Source organism: Oceanobacillus luteolus (genome assembly GCF_042678205.1).
Classification (GTDB): domain Bacteria; phylum Bacillota; class Bacilli; order Bacillales; family Amphibacillaceae; genus Oceanobacillus; species Oceanobacillus luteolus.
This window is the reverse complement of record NZ_JBHUDE010000040.1, coordinates 18,100-34,032: the sequence shown is the minus strand read 5'-3', so window position 1 is coordinate 34,032 and position 15,933 is coordinate 18,100. Positions and strand designations below refer to the sequence as shown.

The window sequence follows — 15,933 nt, the reverse complement described above, 5'->3', positions numbered from 1 at the left end:
TTAAGAATAGGGGCAAAATATCTATTAATTTATTGTTTGTCCAAGCCCCTATAATAGTTTATGCACGGCTTGGATAAACATGTCTCCTCTTTCTTCAAAGGTGCGGTATTGGTCCCAGCTAGCACAAGCGGGAGACAACAGAATCACATCGTTTTCTTCTGAATGCTCGTAAGCTACCTTTACTGCTTCTTCTACATTTTCTGCATTTAAAATAATTGGAACATTGGCTTCTTCTGCAACTTTTTCCAGTTTCTCCTTCGTTTCTCCGAAGCTGACTAAGCCTTTAACATGCTTGAAATGAGGGATTAATTCACTCAGATCATCACCACGATCCAGTCCACCAGCTAGCAGAATCGTCGGTTGTTTAAAAGCCGCTAAAGCTTTCTCAGTAGCAAGCATATTAGTTGCTTTTGAATCATTGTAGAAAAGACGACCATGTACCTTATCAACAAATTGCAGGCGATGTTTCACACCTGTAAAAGTTGTTAGTACACGTTCAATGCCTTCATTCGTTGCACCTGCTAATTTTGCTGCAGCTACTGCAGCTAATATATTCTCTAGATTATGGTTACCTACAAGTACAATTTTTTCTAAGTTTATTACTTTTTCATCTAAGAAATATACCGATGTTCCATCTGTCCAAACACCCTCCTCCAATTTTTTAGTAGTGGAGAAAGGGATTAGCTTAGCTCTTGCAGTTTTAACCTGTTCTTCAATTTCATCGTCATCGGCATTATAAATTAAAAAGTCCTCTTCCGTTTGATTTCGGAAGATGTTGAACTTCGCTTGTTTATAATTTTCCAATGTTTTATGGTAATCAAGATGCGCTTGAAATACATTAAGGATGACCGCAATATTAGGTCGAAACGCGATGGTGCCTTGGAGTTGGAATGAGGAGAGTTCCAAAACAAGAGCTTCCTGTTCTGCTAAATTTTCAGCTGCTTCAGTAGCGACGATTCCAATATTTCCAGCTACTTTCACTGGTCGATTACTTTCCTGCAACATCGAAGTTGTTAATGTTGTCGTCGTCGTCTTCCCGTTCGATCCTGTAATTCCTATCAGCAACTCAGGAACAAGTTGATATGCAATTTCTATCTCTGTCACAATTGGAATTTTTCGTTTCATTGCTTCTACAAGTACTGGATTCTCATATGAGATTCCTGGATTCTTTACAACTATTTCTATACCTTCAAGTACAGATAACGGATGTGAACCTAATACCATTTCAGCGCCAAGAGCAACCAGGTCTTGCACAATAGTCGATTTTTCACTTAATTGCTTGTCATTCACACGGACTTTCATTCCGTTCCTCAACAAGGTTTTGGCAGCTGCTGTACCGCTCTTCGCCAATCCAAGGACAAGCACTTGTTGATATGGAAAATTCTCTAGTTTTCTCAATTTAGGCCCACCTCAATATATATCCCCAATGCTGCACATACGAGGCCAACCAACCAAAATGTTGTGACGACACGCCATTCTGACCAGCCTAAAAGCTCGTAATGATGATGCAATGGACTCATTTTAAATACTCGTTTACCGGTTGTCTTAAAGGAAATTACTTGGATAATGACAGATAATGTTTCAATGACGAAAACACCGCCAATAATCACTAGAAGTATTTCCATTTTCGTCAGGATGGCTACTGCAGCTATCGAGCCCCCGAGCGCTAAAGATCCGGTATCTCCCATAAATACTTTCGCGGGGTGGGCGTTGAAAACGAGGAATCCTAGTAAAGCTCCAACAGAAGCTAATGAATAAATCGCAATATCATCCTGTGGCATACCATACCAAGCTAAAATTGCAAATGCACCAAATGCAATAGTCGCAGTTCCAGCAAGCAGTCCGTCAAGTCCATCTGTTAAGTTCACCGCATTTGACGAACCAACAAGCATAAAAATAACTAAGATTGCATAGAACCAACCCAATTCCCATTGGATATTCGTTCCAGGAAGCTGAACAAAAGTAGAAAAGTCGTTAGCTTTTAGAATGAAAAAGAATATAACTGCTATCAAAATTTGTCCTAGCAACTTCTGCAAGGAAGTAAGACCAAGATTTCTTTTCATTACAACTTTAATAAAGTCATCAAGGAATCCTAACAATCCATAGCCAATGAGAACAAGTAATAACAGCCATAGTTCATAACCGATTCCTCCACTAACTTTCCCAACCATAATGAATGAAGTGATGACGATGCTTAAAATAATCATGATTCCACCCATTGTCGGTGTACCGCTCTTCTTCTGATGTGACTGTGGTCCTTCTTCGCGAATACTTTGTCCAAACTTTAATCGTCTCAAAAATGGAATAAATAGTGGCGAAAAAAGAACAGTAATTAGAAATGCTATTCCTATTGTCATAAATAAAATTGTTGTATTCAAGTCTAATTCCCCCTTAATTACTGCTCCTCATTTTTATGTTCAATAACTATTTCATTGACCATCGACTCAAATTCAAGCCCTCGTGAAGCTTTAAATAATACAAGACAGTCTTCGGTCAGTTGTTTTTTCAGTTCAACAACTAATTCGGTTTTCGTTTCAAAGTGCTGACACGTGATAGCGCGGTTGTTTACATTATCTTTGATTAGCTTCGCGTGATTACCGTATGTATAAAGGTGAGTGATCGGCGAGGAAATGACAGTTGCTATCGAACGGTGCATCTCATCCGCAAATGTGCCAAGTTCAAGAACGTCTCCAAGCACTAGAATTCTTGTTGCGAAACCATCCATTTGTTTAATTACTTCAATTGCAGCCTTCATGGAAGTAGGAGACGCATTGTAGGAATCATTCACAACCGTTGCTCCGTTCTCTGCTTGTAATAACTCAAAACGCATGGAAGTATAAGCCAAAGAAGATATTCCAGCTTTTTGTTTTTCAAGTGGAATTTTTAGCTGTTCTCCAATTTGAATAGCATATGCCGCATTTTTTGCATGATGCTCACCAAATAGAGGGACTTGAAATTCACTTCCATTGGAAAGGCTGAATGAAGTTCCTTCCAATGTTACTTCTGCACGCGTCACTTGCATGTCATTATCGTCGGAAAAGCCACAGCGCAACATACGGAACCCTGCAGGTTGTATCTCTTGTAATAGCTGTTCGTCTCCATCAACGATAAGACAGCCATCTTCTTTCAAGCCATTGACAATTTCAAGTTTAGCTTTAGCAATCCCCTGTCTTGATCCAAGAAATTCTATATGGGATTCACCAATATTCGTGATTATGGCATAATCTGGCTTCGCAATATTAGTCAACAAATCTATTTCGCCAAAGCCACTCATTCCAAGTTCAAGAACAAGGACTTCTGTGTCTTCTGGCATATCTAGAATGGTTAAAGGTAAACCAATTTGATTATTAAAATTCCCCAAAGTGGCATGCGTACGATAAGTGGTTTTCACAATAGCGGAAACAAGATCCTTCGTAGTTGTTTTCCCATTAGAACCTGTAATTCCAATTACTATAGGATCAATTCGATTCCGGTATTCAGCAGCCAAGTCTTGTAAACCTTTCGTCGTATCAGTGGTGAAAAAAACAGGGAAATCATTCGGGATGGAAGCAGGCAGCTGCTCCTTCTCATCCCATATTACTGCAATTGCACCATTTTCAATCGCCTGCTCCACATAATCATGGCCATTAAAATTTTCACCAACAATTGGAATGAACAGTGAGTTTGGAGCTTTCACACGGCTATCCGTCGTTACTCTTTCTATCGGTGGTAGATGATTGATATGATGATGGTTTTTAAATATTTTTTCTAAATCGTGGAATGAAAATAACATGTTTAAATCTCCTTAGTAAGAATAGCATTTTTAGCGACAATTCGATCATCAAACGGATATTTTTTCCCGCTTACCTCTTGATAAGTTTCATGTCCTTTACCGGCGATAAGGATTAAATCCCCTTCTTCCGCATAAAATACAGCCTTCTCTATCGCCTTTTTCCTATCTAGTATACTTTCATAATTTGTTACATTATCATCAAATACTTGAATCATATCCTCAATAATTGCTGCGGGGTCTTCAGTTCTCGGATTATCGGATGTGAAAATAGCATAATCCGCCAAGTTTACAGCTTCTTTTGCCATTAGAGGCCGTTTACTAGGATCCCGGTCACCGCCACAACCGATGACACAATACAATCGACCAGTCGTCAAACCTCTACATGTCTCCAATACGTTTTGGAGGGCATTAGGTGTATGTGCGTAGTCTACAATGACGCCAAATGACTGACCTTCATCGACGGCTTCAAACCTGCCTGGTATTGAAGGGATTACTTTCAACGTATCCTGTATGATTTCTAATGGAATATGATCGAGAATAGCTGCAGCAGTTGCCGCGAGCATATTGTATACATTAAATATACCAGTAAGCCTACTCGTAATTTTAACTGTTCCTACAGGTGTTTTCAATCTGAAAATAGTCTTATTCGCAAAAAGTTGTATATCATCAGCCATAACATCTGCAGAACAATTGATTCCATAAGTCACAACCGGCTGTGCTGTCATCTGTTGTAAATTCTTACCATATTTATCGTCGATATTTATGACTGCATATTTACTCCCATGATGATAGCTGTTTCCCAGCTGTGAGAATAATAAACTTTTAGCAAGGAAATAGTTCACTTCATCGTGATGGTAATCCAAATGGTCCTGAGTCAAATTGGTAAATATTACAGTGTTGAAATCACATCCATAGGCTCTTCCCAAATCTAATGCATGTGAAGAAACCTCCATAATCACTTGATCAACGCCAATGTCTTTCATTTCGCGAAAGAGACGCTGCAGCACAAGTGCATCCGGTGTTGTATTACTCGTCTCTCTATAACTGTTGCCAACTTTGTTTTGTATTGTTCCAATCAGACCCGTGTTTTTACCAAAGTTTTGATATATGGAATCAAGAAGATAACTGACTGTAGTTTTACCATTTGTTCCCGTCACCCCTATCAACGGGAAATTGGCCGTAGGATAGTCATAAAATGTATTTGCAATGATTGCAAGTGCTCGTGATGAATCTTTTACGTAAACGACAGGTACACTGCTTTCTATTTCAGTTTCTGCAATGATTGCCGCAGCTCCTTTTTGAGTTGCTTCCTGTACATATAGGTGACCGTCCGTTTGGTGACCCTTTATGCAAATAAACAAGCTGCCAGGCTTCACCTTTCTCGAATCCGTTTCAATGGAACTAATTTCCACCTCAAAATCTTCGGCAGGACTTGAAACGAACGGCATTTTGAATAACAAATCATTTAATTTCATCGGAACACCCTTCTCCAATAAATCTATACCGATGGGAAAAGGATGACTTATACACATATCATCAATCACTCAAAAATATTCTAATTTTGGAACCTGGTATAACTTTCTCGCCAGGCTTCGGTTCTTGATCAATTATTCGTTCTCCATCCCCACTGACTTCCACAGACAAATTCAACATATACTCTGCTAACTTTTGTGGTTTAAGACCAACGAGATCAGGAACTTCGACCAATGGCTCTTCAGGCCACATATATTCTTTTTCTATTCCATCTTTACGCTTTTCTACACCCATAACAGGTAAGCTGTCTCCAATAATTCTCCCTACAATTGGAGCAGCAACTACTCCACCAAATTGAACCGTATTTTTTGGGTTATCGACTGCGACATATACTACAATTTCTGGATCATCAGCTGGAGCAAAGCCAATAAATGAAACTATATAGTTATTCTGCATATACCTGCCGTCAGGGCCAACTTTTTGAGCAGTTCCAGTCTTTCCTCCCACTCGGTACCCTTCAACATATGCAGGGCGACCTGTCCCTTGTGCAACTACGGATTCCAGTGCGTATTTCAATTCATCAGATGTTTCCTTGGAGATGACATTTTTCTTGATTGTCGGTTCATTCTTCTCCACAACTTCCTCCGTAACAGGATCAATCCATTCAGAAGCTATATATGGTTCATATAGATACCCGCCATTTACTGCTGCAGCAACTGCCATCACCTGTTGAATCGGAGTAACTGATACACCTTGACCAAAAGCAGTGGTGGCTAGCTCTAACGGACCTACATTTTCAGGTTTAAATAGAATTCCATTCCCTTCTCCACTTAAATCGACCCCTGTTTTTTTACCAAATCCAAAAGCATCAATATAAGAGAATAGCCGCTCCGTTCCAAGTTCTTGACCTAAATCAACGAAACCAGGGTTACAGGAGTTTTGCACGACTTCTAAAAATGTTTGATCACCGTGCCCTCCACTTTTCCAGCAACGAATTCGTGTACCCGATACAGTGACATCACCATCATCATGAAAGTGATCGTTTTCGAGATTAACAATATCTTCTTCTAGTGCAGCTGCTAAGGTTATAATCTTAAAGGTTGACCCAGGCTCGTACGTACTCCAAATCGGGAGGTTACGGTCGAACACTTTGGAGTCCACCTCTTGGTAATTCTCAGGATGGAAATTGGGACGTGTTGTCATACCGAGGATACCACCAGTTTTTGGGTTAACAGCAATTGCCATCGCACCATCCGGATTGTATTTTAATACAGCAAGATCAAGTTCACGTTCCATAATTGCTTGTACCTGTGAATTTATTGTCGTTTTCAAATGCAATCCATCCCGAGGTTGTGTGTAGACATCAGCAAGAGTATCTAAGCGGTTACCTTTCGCATCTGAATAAAACGATAAACTTCCAGGTTTGCCCTGCAATTTATCGTCATAATATTGTTCAAGACCCATTAGACCTTGATTATCAATTCCAGTAAAGCCAAGCACATGGGATAAATACGTATCATATGGGTAATGTCGCTTGGAGTCTTTAGCCAAATAGACACCAGGAAGATTCAGTGTGCGGATTGCACGTTCTTGCTCTTCAGAAATTTTAATGCCTTCTGGACGTATCGTCACACTGGAAGCAGATTTTGTGATTGTTTGGAAGACTTTTTCTTCTGAAGCATCCAAAATAACTGCCAATTGTTCAGCAGTTAATTCGGGGTCGATAATTTGTCTCGGTACAATAGTTACAGTAGGTGCAGTTACATTTTCCGCTAACGGCACTCCATTCATATCTAGAATTTTTCCCCGTTCCGGAGCGAAGACAATATCTCTCGTCCACAATTCGTTAGCTTCTACAAACAACTTGTCTCCGATGACAAATTGTACATAAGCCAGTCTGATTGTAATTGTAATTAGAATAAGTAAAGCAAAAAGAAAAACAGCAACTATTCGTCTTTTAACCCTAGTGGTGGATACGCGTCTCATACTTGCACTCCTCTTCATAGATAGGCTTGTATCCACTATATGAGTTTTAAAAAACGAATAGAACACTGTTTATCCTTTGTCACGATTAGTTTGTTTCATCTTGATTCTCATTTTCTCCGTCAATCTGCTCATCTTCTGTAGAACCATTTTCCTCGGTTTCTTCAACAGGATCTCTTTCTTCATTAGGCGGTAGCAATTCTATTCCTAGATAAGAACCTTCCCTTAGTGGAGTGTTCGGTTCCACACTTTGAAGAACAACAAACCCGCTGCCAAAACTCTCAAGTTGTAAATCTAGCATCTCTGCCAGTTGAACAACTTCCCGTTTTGACCATCCTGTCACATCTGGCATTGACGGTTCATCTGTGACTAAAATAACATGCTTCGTAGGTAGAATCTTATCACCCGGCTCTACATTCGCTTGTGTTACAGTATTTCCCTCACCAACCACTGTAACTTTAATACCGTTCTCATTCATACTTTGTGCGATTTTTTCAGGTTCTTCACCATTAAAATCTGGCACTTCGAATCGTTCAATTTCTTCAACTTCACTTTCATCCGGATCGATATTTAAATAATGCAGGCTATTTTCCATCACATTTTTAACAATAAATGAAACTGGCATCGAGCCATATTCACCAATCTCTAAATTCGGCTGCTGTACAGAAACGAAGATGACTAGCTCAGGATCTTCAATTGGTGCCATACCTAGGAATGAGAAAATCATGTTTTCTCTACCTTTCATATATTTGCCATCCGGTCCTACTATTTGTGCAGTACCTGTCTTTCCGCCAATAGAATAATCTTCGAGCTTGAATCTTTTTCCTGTTGCATGCTCACCTTCGACAGCTCGTCTTAATAAACCACGGACTTGTTCGGCCGTCTCTTTAGAAATCGGTTCAGAAACAACTTCAGGTTTATTTTGCTCTATGACTTCACCGCTAGTAGAATCTACAATTCTACTAATCACATAAGGCTTCACCATTTTACCATCATTTGCAATCGAAGTTGCAGCCTTCATCATTTGAATCGGAGTAACCGTACTTCCTTGTCCAAAGGAGGCAGTTAATTTTTCCCTTGGCCAATTATATAAAATCTCTCCTGTTACTTCTCCCGGCAAGTCAATACCTGTTTTCTTATCAACATCAAAAGCGTGAAGATAATCCAGGAACTTTTCTGTACCAATCTTTTCCCATACTAGTTTGGATGCGGCAACGTTTGAAGATCGTTCAAATCCTTCATCGTAAGAGATTAGACCCCAGCCTTTTCCTTCGTTAACGTCACGAATAGGGATAATTTTCTCATTTACGTTATATGTTCCAGATTTAAAGAGTTCATTGCCATCATATAACCCTTCTTCAATAGCTGCAGCCCAAGTAAACATCTTAACTGTCGAACCAGGCTCAATTGGGGTGGATACTACATCGTTATACCAGTTCTCAACATTCGCAGGGTTATTTGGGTTGTAACTTGGACGACTGCTCATCGCAAGGACTTCGCCAGTTTTCGCATGCATTACAACAGCTGTCATCCGCTCAGGATCATACTTTTTTTCAACTGTAGTTAGTGCTTCATCCACTAAAGTCTGGATTTTCTGATCGAGAGTTAAATACACATCATCGCCATGCTCTGGTTCTTTGATTATTTCATTCGGATCTAATAGCTTTGAATTATATAAATCTCTTTGATATGAAATATAGCCATTCGTCCCACGTAGGTATTCATCCATTTGCCGTTCCATACCCGCTATTCCTGTAACTTCTGTTTTTACTCCATCTTCCGTTTCTATTTCGGTTTCTCTAGCAAAGCCGATAATATGGGAAGCAAACATTCCGTTCGGGTAGAAGCGCATTGGAGACTCATCAAAATAAATACCTGGAAGGCCCAGTGCTTCGATTTCTTCCTTTTGTTTTTGTGTCAACTGCTTACCAATATTGCCAAACTCCACTTGGAACCGTGGTGGTTCTGCCTGAAGACCTGCCTGCAATGAGTCTCTGAAAACTTCCGGTTCGGTTTCAAACACCTTTGCAAGTTCCTCCGCAGTCCTATCAACATCTACTACATGTCGAGGGTTTTCAGGGTCTTCTGAATAGGTCTCGTCGATAATTGCATACATACGGTACGTTGGCCTGTCATAGGCTAATATCATACCATTTTTATCAAGTATTTTACCTCGCTCAGCAGGCAATATATAAGAGGATGTGCGCTTTTGTTCTGCCCATTCTTCTAAAGAAACGCCATTCACTTCACCTGTTGCTTGAATATAAATAAACCTGCCAGTTAATACAACAAAAATTGCAACGAAGACAATGATTAATATCCCCGCCATCATATGAGTTGTTCTATTTTTTCTCATATAATACCTTCTTACTCATTCTCCACTGCTTGTGCCTGTTTGACCTCAGCATTTTGAATTTTTAATCCATGAGATTCTGCAATGGAAATGATCCGTTCAGGACGTGATAATTCCTTTACTTCAAATGCTAACCCCTCGTTTGCAATTTTTTGTTGTTCAACTGTTCTCTCAAGTTGTTGTACTTCTCGATTTAAAGTATCCGTTTGGGAAGAAATGGATACCATAAAAATCCCCGCTGCGATCAAGCCAGCTGCAACAATAGAATAGATAATCTTTTCTCCTTTAGTTATCCAGCCTTGTTTCTTAACCTTTACTGAAACTTTTGGAACCTGATTTTGACTTGGTCTCGTATTTACTTCCCAGTTTCTCGCTTGATTAGCACTCATTTCCGTCTCCATCCTTCCTCATATGTGAATTCTTCATTCCAAGTTTTTGTTTTTTCAGCAATCCTTAGTTTCGCCGAGCGTGATCTGCGATTTTCTTCCAGTTCATCATCTTGGGGAATAATTGGTTTTCGTGTAATCAATTTAAATGGCGCTTCATGCTCTTGTGGAATAACAGGTAAATGACGTGGTGTCTCTTTCGGTGTACTCCACTTCTTAAACGCTTGTTTACAAATTCGATCTTCCAGTGAATGGAATGTAATTACTACCACTCTCCCGCCAATACGAACACGCTTTGCTGCCTGATGTAATGCGTCATTGAATGCAAATAATTCGTCATTCACTGCAATTCGCAAGGCCTGAAAGATTCGTTTAGCAGGATGCCCACCTTTTCTCCTGGCCGGTGCAGGAATAGCTTCTTTAATGATTTCCACCAATTGTGAGGTTGTGGTTATTTCTGATGTAGCCCGATATTCCTCTATCTTGCGGGCGATTTGCTTAGAAAACTTTTCCTCACCATATTGGAAAAAGATCCCGACCAGCTTTTCATAAGGCCATGTGTTCACAATTTCTTTAGCGGTCAATTCATTTTCTTGATTCATACGCATGTCTAATTCTGCATCCTGATGATAACTAAATCCTCTTTCTCCTCGGTCTAATTGGGGAGAAGATACACCTAAATCAAAGATGATCCCATCCACTTCTTGGGTTCCATGTTTCTCCAGCTCATTTTCCAACTCACGAAAGTTGGCATGGATGAATTGGATTCGGTCATGGTATTCTTCCAACCTCTTCTTAGCTGCTTCCAAAGCATCAACATCCTGATCAAACGCAATCAGTAAGCCATTTTCATTTAATCTAGATGCTATTTCCAGTGAATGGCCACCGCCACCAACTGTACAATCAACGTATGTACCGTCAGGCTTAATATTTAATCCCTCAATTGTTTCCTCTTTTAATACACTATAATGTTCAAACAAGCCCTCACCTGCTTTATTCTCATGTTTGTAAAATGTCTATGGTTATTTCCTGATTCGTTTTTTAGCTTGATTTTGTGCACGCGTATGCGCTTTTCGTATTAAATATCAAAGTCCAATAGGTTTTCTGCGATTTCAGAGAAGGATTCTTCAGATTCCTCCACGTAGTCTTCCCATTTTTCGTTAGCCCAAATCTCAACTCGTTCCGAAACTCCGATAACTACACATTCCTTTTCAAGTTCTGCATATGTTCGTAAGTTCGCTGGGATATTTATTCTGCCCTGCTTATCCACTTCGCATTCAACTGCGCCGGAAAAGAAAAAACGAGTGAAAGCTCTAGCATCTTTTTTAGTTAAGGGGAGTTGTTTTAGTTTCTCTTCTATTACCTTCCATTCGTTCATTGGGTAAGCGAATAAGCATTTATCAAGACCACGAGTCACAACAAAAGTCTCCCCAAGCTCTTCACGGAACTTGGCGGGTACAATCATTCTTCCCTTCGTATCTACGTTATGCTTGTATTCACCCATGAACATTTCTTTCTCCCCACTTTCGTAATATTATATTACCACAACCCTCCACTATCCTCCACTAATTTTTTCGTTTATCATTCATTTTTTATTTCACTAAGGATAAAAATGGTAATACAAAAAAGAAGAAAGCTGTTAAATCAACGTTTAACAGCTTTCTTCTTTAATTTTTTATAAGTGGTGAAAGGTGGAGGAATGGGTGGGTAATCCCAAATTATAGTTCCACAATATAATGTTGATTTTTAAAAGAACATGAGGAGCGAGCAAGTTTTGAAATGAACTCAGTTCCATATTCATTAAGAAATGGAAGTACACTCCAGGTACGTTCCTGTAATCCACCTTCCGGATTCAGCATCATCTGGATTAATTCGAATTGTGAAATCTCCTTTTCGTACTTCTCCTCTAACGCCTGTTCCATCCGATTTGTCAGATAATCGATTTCTCGATGTAAATAAAATAAATTCTTTTCAGCGAGAGCTCCGATGTCATCCCGGATGTCTTCAGCGACTCTTCGAATAGGCTGATGTGCTTGTTCAATTACCTTTTTTAGATCATCAGCTAATTGAGTAATAGGAGGCTGTTGCTTACTCAATAACCATTTTTCTTTTTCGTCCGCGCTTCCGTGGTGAAGGGCTGTCTCCAGTGAAATTCCAGTTGCAACTAAGGCCTTCTTTGTTCGTTCTGGAATAAATGTGAATGATAATCTTGGTACTACAGGCGGCATTTTCAGATCTAAGGAGTGAAATGCCGGCTTTAAGATTGACCAATAACCAATTTCCCCAGGTCCCCCAATAAAGGCTAATGTCGGTAGCAGAAGTTCCTGCATAATGGGACGAGTCACCACATTATTGCTAAGCTTTTCAGGTTGTTCGTTCGCGATCTTCAATAACTCTTCTGTCGAAAGATTGATCTCCTCTTGCTTACCTATCCAATCTCCCTCTTCTGTTCGCTTAAGCAGGATTCGCTCCTCATCTTGATGATAGAAGAGATGACCGTCTGACGGATCGAGATCTTCAAGTGAGGTGGTATAATCCATATTCGCCAACTCTTTGGAAGCTTGAGTAACTCCCTCACTTATTTTTGGTTGATTTTCAATTAACCGAATGAAATAGTCATTTTCGATTTTCCGAACACGTTTATCTGCTGCGTCCAGTAAAATCAATCCTTCTTTTTCAAATAACCTATGTATAAGTGTAGCAAAGAAGTCCGTAAAACTTTCTGAATCGTGGATCGCTTTTAGGATCATGTTATAAATTTCTTTTGTGTGAATTGTTTCTTCTAATGTTGAGAATAACTCATTGATCCATTTTTCAGCTAATGATTTATCCAACTTAATCTCAGAAATTGGTTTCTTCTTATAATGTGATTGATTAAACTTGAACTTTTTTAATCGTTGTTTCTCAGGTAAAAAAACATGATTGATTTCTTCATAATCATGATCTTCACCAGCAATCCAAAAAACTGGCAGTACTGGTGTACCCAATATTTCCTCTTGTTCCCTCGCCAGTTGTATAATGGAAATGACTTTGTTGATTGTATATAACGGCCCCGTCAACAAACCAGCCTGCTGGCCACCAACAACTACGACGGAATCAGGGTTTTTTAGTTTCTCAATTTGCTTCAACGTCTCTTCGCCAGCGCCCCAACGCGTATTGCATTCTTCGAGTATAGGAGCCAGTTCATTGCGTTTGAATTGTCTCATCTTTAATTCTTCCGCCCGAACTCCAAACGACTTAAAAGGGTCGTAATCAAAAAACTTTCTAATCTCTTTTCCATTTTTGTAATCAGCGATCAACTGACTTTCATTCTTCATATGCATTGCGTCGATTCGCATCTAATGTCTACTCCTTTAATTTGAATCAGTCCAAGTGTATTGTATCTAATCCTGAAGAAAATATCACTTTTCTTGATTTGCTTGTGCGATGTTTTTTATGCCACTAAATATTTGATGACTCCTGCAATTGCTAAACAACCATATAGGACGAAGAAGAGCAGGAAAGAAATCCTCCATAATAATTTAGTTGCTTTTTTTAATTGTACATCGCGTCTTGTTTTCCATTGGATAAAGATAATAATAGACAAAACACTTAATAAGAAAATTAAAACGATACCGAGAAAGCTTTTATCAAAAATCAGTGCAAGCATAATTGTTACTGCAATGATGTAAAAAAGCGTCGTCCATGTAACCATTTTATGAATTGCTTTTATCTTATTCCGTTCCATAATCATACTGCCAATATATACTATAAAGCTTGCAAGAATCGGAATTGTAATAAAAAATGAAAATAAATAAATTATAATATCTATCATTCCGGAAATTCTCCTTTATTAATTTTCCGAGCATAATCGAAAGGTATAATTTTTATTGTACCAAAATACTCCCTATTTGACTCTACTATATTTACATCTCTTCTTTTTCACACCCACAAGATTTTAAAAATACTATCAATTGGGGTATAATTAAAAAAAGAAAGAACTATCACTTATTAAGCAAAAGTTTTTTCATGATGATCAAGGGGGTATTGAAATGAATAAAGTAAAAGTGGAAAACCTATTAATCAATTATAAGACATTAGAGAAGTTTAAGAACTTCAGAGAATATGGAAACCAGGAACTTTCTATGCTCGAGGACTTGGAGAACAATTTTATTGAAAACAATAGTGAGTCACCCTTTTACGGTATTTATATGGGGGAAAGTTTAATTGCAAGGATGAGCCTCTACAGGATAAAGAGCAAATACGATAACTACTTCGATCCGCCACAGGACTATTTGGCACTTTGGAAACTTGAAGTTTTACCAGACTATCAGGGGCAGGGTTATGGTAAAATGATGGTCGACTATGCCAAAAGCTTTAATTTACCAATCAAGACAAGCCCACGAATCAATTCCCATGGTTTTTGGGAAAAAATGGGCTTCCAAAAAGCTCATTATGACTTAGAAAGGGATTTGGGAGAAAATCCGCTCATTTGGTTGCCTGAAGGTGTACAAGAAAAAGACACGCACCAAACGGAAGAGTCATCGAATTAAAGTTTCGCTTTTCTAGGAGATTGTTTGTACTGATATAGACATTTACTTAAATAAAACATGAAAAAGATTCCCTACTTGAAGAGAACTATTAGTTCTCCAAGATGGGAATCTTTTTTCAAACCTCTGCTTTACTTTCAGATGAACTATTAACCCATTGCCATAACTTCTCCATTTCGGCCCAGGCGTTTTGGTATCGCTGCACTTGTTGTAATAATTGTTGATTTTCTTTTTGAAGTCCTTCGATGATTTTTGCCTGTTCATCAGCCATTTCTTCAGAAACATTACTCTTCAACTTTTCCAGTAACTGAATAGCAGATTCAATCGCGTTTTTTTCTGGATCGTTAGTTGTCTGCAACGCTCTTAAAGCCTGGCTACTAATCTTTTTTCTCTCTTCTTTCGCATAAGAAATTGCTGATTCATATTGTTTTCGAATCGTTGCATTCCAGCGGAAACCGCAAGCTGCTGGTGTTCTAGCAAGCTTAGCCGCCACTTCTTTAAAAGCTTCTAATTGCGTATTTCCATTTCTAATATATTGCAGGACAGTTTCAGCTAATAAATCATCCTCTTCTTTCGTCCATGCATCCTGTCTTGTCTCTTTCATAGCACTCCTCCTCGTGTTACTTTGCTATCAATGTATGCAATAACGAGGATTGATAGAATCTCTGTTTACTTTTTTCTCAATGAAAAGTTTTCAAGTGCTTTTTTATGGGCCTCTGACTCCCATAAACTAGCAGAAGCCTTCACTTCTTCAACCATCCGTCGACGAAGTTCTTCCGGTTGAATAACAGCTCTATATTGCGCTTTTAGTAGACGCATCTGTTGCGCCGATTTTTCAATATAGGGAGAAAGATATTTTTCATCCTCCCAGCTTTCTTCTTCAATAATCTGGTGAATCCACCCTCTGTCCTTCAGTTCTTGTACCGACAAAACATCTCCCCTTGTGATCCAATCCAGAGCAAAACTTGGTTGGACTTTTTCATAAAGTAGAGCTCCACCTCCCCAACCAGGTAAAATCCCGATTGTAGACTGAATATATCCAAACTTAGTATTTTCTTTAGCAATTCTGATATCACAGGCTGTAGCCAGCTCACATCCGCCACCTAAAGCGTTGCCATTTAACTTAGCGATAACTGGAACCGGGAAGTAGAGAATACTTTCTAAAACTTCCATCATAGGAAATAACCGGAAGTATGCTTCTTCACTAGATAGCTCACCGTGCAGCTCAGATAAATCTCCACCTGCTGCAAACATAGTGTTACCTGCTCCCGTAATAATTAAAAACTTCAAATTGTCCTTTTCCGCTTTTTGTATTTTATCTTTTAAAAGCGCTGTCATTTCCATAGAAATTGCATTACGTTTTTCCGGTCTATTTAACCGGATAATACCATAGTCGTCCATGTGTCTTTCGTATGTAATTAATTCTCCCAACTTTGA

At 39.0% G+C, this 15,933-nt stretch carries 14 protein-coding genes; 1 reads left to right on the top strand and 13 read right to left on the bottom strand.

From position 1 onward, the window contains the following. Positions 1–48 precede the first annotated feature (48 nt). From murD to ACFSBH_RS08000, 11 genes are all read right to left on the bottom strand, one after another. Complete coding sequence (gene murD, locus ACFSBH_RS08050; RefSeq protein WP_251510999.1) at positions 49–1,398, bottom strand: UDP-N-acetylmuramoyl-L-alanine--D-glutamate ligase; 1,350 nt, start codon at positions 1,396–1,398, stop codon at positions 49–51. Beyond that, positions 1,395–2,357 carry a phospho-N-acetylmuramoyl-pentapeptide-transferase gene (gene mraY, locus ACFSBH_RS08045; protein WP_379597118.1) on the bottom strand — a complete coding sequence of 321 codons (963 nt, stop codon included), beginning with the start codon at positions 2,355–2,357 and terminating at the stop codon, positions 1,395–1,397. The genes murD and mraY overlap by 4 nt, the downstream gene beginning before the upstream one ends. A 38-nt stretch (positions 2,358–2,395) precedes the next feature. After that, a complete protein-coding gene (locus tag ACFSBH_RS08040) occupies positions 2,396–3,772 on the bottom strand; it encodes a UDP-N-acetylmuramoyl-tripeptide--D-alanyl-D-alanine ligase (protein ID WP_251511009.1) in 1,377 nt (458 codons plus the stop codon). Between the two features lie 2 nt (positions 3,773–3,774). Further along, positions 3,775–5,247 carry a UDP-N-acetylmuramoyl-L-alanyl-D-glutamate--2,6-diaminopimelate ligase gene (locus ACFSBH_RS08035; protein ID WP_379596992.1) on the bottom strand — a complete coding sequence of 491 codons (1,473 nt, stop codon included), beginning with the start codon at positions 5,245–5,247 and terminating at the stop codon, positions 3,775–3,777. A 61-nt stretch (positions 5,248–5,308) separates the two neighbouring features. Next, positions 5,309–7,231: a stage V sporulation protein D gene (locus tag ACFSBH_RS08030; protein ID WP_251511022.1), complete on the bottom strand. Its 1,923-nt coding sequence runs from the start codon at positions 7,229–7,231 to the stop codon at positions 5,309–5,311. A gap of 85 nt (positions 7,232–7,316) precedes the next feature. Beyond that, entirely contained in the window at positions 7,317–9,584 is a 2,268-nt protein-coding gene (locus ACFSBH_RS08025; RefSeq protein ID WP_251511024.1) for a penicillin-binding protein, read from the bottom strand. 11 nt (positions 9,585–9,595) lie between these two features. After that, the gene (gene ftsL / locus ACFSBH_RS08020; protein ID WP_251511028.1) at positions 9,596–9,970 is read right to left on the bottom strand and encodes a cell division protein FtsL; all 375 of its coding nucleotides are present in this window, start codon (positions 9,968–9,970) and stop codon (positions 9,596–9,598) included. Continuing rightward, positions 9,967–10,947 carry a 16S rRNA (cytosine(1402)-N(4))-methyltransferase RsmH gene (rsmH, locus tag ACFSBH_RS08015; RefSeq protein WP_251511032.1) on the bottom strand — a complete coding sequence of 327 codons (981 nt, stop codon included), beginning with the start codon at positions 10,945–10,947 and terminating at the stop codon, positions 9,967–9,969. The genes ftsL and rsmH overlap by 4 nt, the downstream gene beginning before the upstream one ends. Before the next feature lie 98 nt (positions 10,948–11,045). Then, complete coding sequence (gene mraZ / locus ACFSBH_RS08010; protein WP_251511035.1) at positions 11,046–11,477, bottom strand: division/cell wall cluster transcriptional repressor MraZ; 432 nt, start codon at positions 11,475–11,477, stop codon at positions 11,046–11,048. A 208-nt stretch (positions 11,478–11,685) separates the two neighbouring features. Further along, the gene (gene bshC, locus ACFSBH_RS08005; protein WP_379596990.1) at positions 11,686–13,305 is read right to left on the bottom strand and encodes a bacillithiol biosynthesis cysteine-adding enzyme BshC; all 1,620 of its coding nucleotides are present in this window, start codon (positions 13,303–13,305) and stop codon (positions 11,686–11,688) included. 95 nt (positions 13,306–13,400) lie between these two features. After that, positions 13,401–13,781, bottom strand: a complete 381-nt coding sequence (locus ACFSBH_RS08000) for a DUF3397 domain-containing protein (protein ID WP_251511048.1) — start codon at positions 13,779–13,781, stop codon at positions 13,401–13,403. 217 nt (positions 13,782–13,998) lie between these two features. Here ACFSBH_RS08000 and ACFSBH_RS07995 point away from each other — a divergent pair, with 217 nt between their 5' ends. Then, positions 13,999–14,499: an N-acetyltransferase gene (locus ACFSBH_RS07995; RefSeq protein WP_251511050.1), complete on the top strand. Its 501-nt coding sequence runs from the start codon at positions 13,999–14,001 to the stop codon at positions 14,497–14,499. A 115-nt stretch (positions 14,500–14,614) separates the two neighbouring features. Here the strand turns inward: ACFSBH_RS07995 and ACFSBH_RS07990 are convergent, their stop codons facing one another. Together ACFSBH_RS07990 and ACFSBH_RS07985 are read right to left on the bottom strand one after the other, a co-directional pair. Then, positions 14,615–15,100, bottom strand: a complete 486-nt coding sequence (locus ACFSBH_RS07990; RefSeq protein WP_251511051.1) for an RsfA family transcriptional regulator — start codon at positions 15,098–15,100, stop codon at positions 14,615–14,617. Between the two features lie 65 nt (positions 15,101–15,165). Beyond that, positions 15,166–15,927: an enoyl-CoA hydratase/isomerase family protein gene (locus tag ACFSBH_RS07985; RefSeq protein ID WP_251511053.1), complete on the bottom strand. Its 762-nt coding sequence runs from the start codon at positions 15,925–15,927 to the stop codon at positions 15,166–15,168. Positions 15,928–15,933: the final 6 nt, after the last annotated feature.

Bases quoted from the DNA above. Each gene is read 5' to 3' on its own strand.
- mraZ (WP_251511035.1), bottom strand. From the start codon at position 11,477: ATGTTCATGGGTGAATACAAGCATAACGTAGATACGAAGGGAAGAATG.
- ACFSBH_RS08040 (WP_251511009.1), bottom strand. From the start codon at position 3,772: ATGTTATTTTCATTCCACGATTTAGAAAAAATATTTAAAAACCATCAT.
- ACFSBH_RS08030 (WP_251511022.1), bottom strand. From the start codon at position 7,231: ATGAGACGCGTATCCACCACTAGGGTTAAAAGACGAATAGTTGCTGTT.
- ACFSBH_RS08035 (WP_379596992.1), bottom strand. From the start codon at position 5,247: ATGAAATTAAATGATTTGTTATTCAAAATGCCGTTCGTTTCAAGTCCT.
- ACFSBH_RS08025 (WP_251511024.1), bottom strand. From the start codon at position 9,584: ATGAGAAAAAATAGAACAACTCATATGATGGCGGGGATATTAATCATT.
- bshC (WP_379596990.1), bottom strand. From the start codon at position 13,305: ATGCGAATCGACGCAATGCATATGAAGAATGAAAGTCAGTTGATCGCT.
- ACFSBH_RS08000 (WP_251511048.1), bottom strand. From the start codon at position 13,781: ATGATAGATATTATAATTTATTTATTTTCATTTTTTATTACAATTCCG.
- ACFSBH_RS07990 (WP_251511051.1), bottom strand. From the start codon at position 15,100: ATGAAAGAGACAAGACAGGATGCATGGACGAAAGAAGAGGATGATTTA.
- ftsL (WP_251511028.1), bottom strand. From the start codon at position 9,970: ATGAGTGCTAATCAAGCGAGAAACTGGGAAGTAAATACGAGACCAAGT.
- ACFSBH_RS07995 (WP_251511050.1), top strand. From the start codon at position 13,999: ATGAATAAAGTAAAAGTGGAAAACCTATTAATCAATTATAAGACATTA.
- mraY (WP_379597118.1), bottom strand. From the start codon at position 2,357: ATGACAATAGGAATAGCATTTCTAATTACTGTTCTTTTTTCGCCACTA.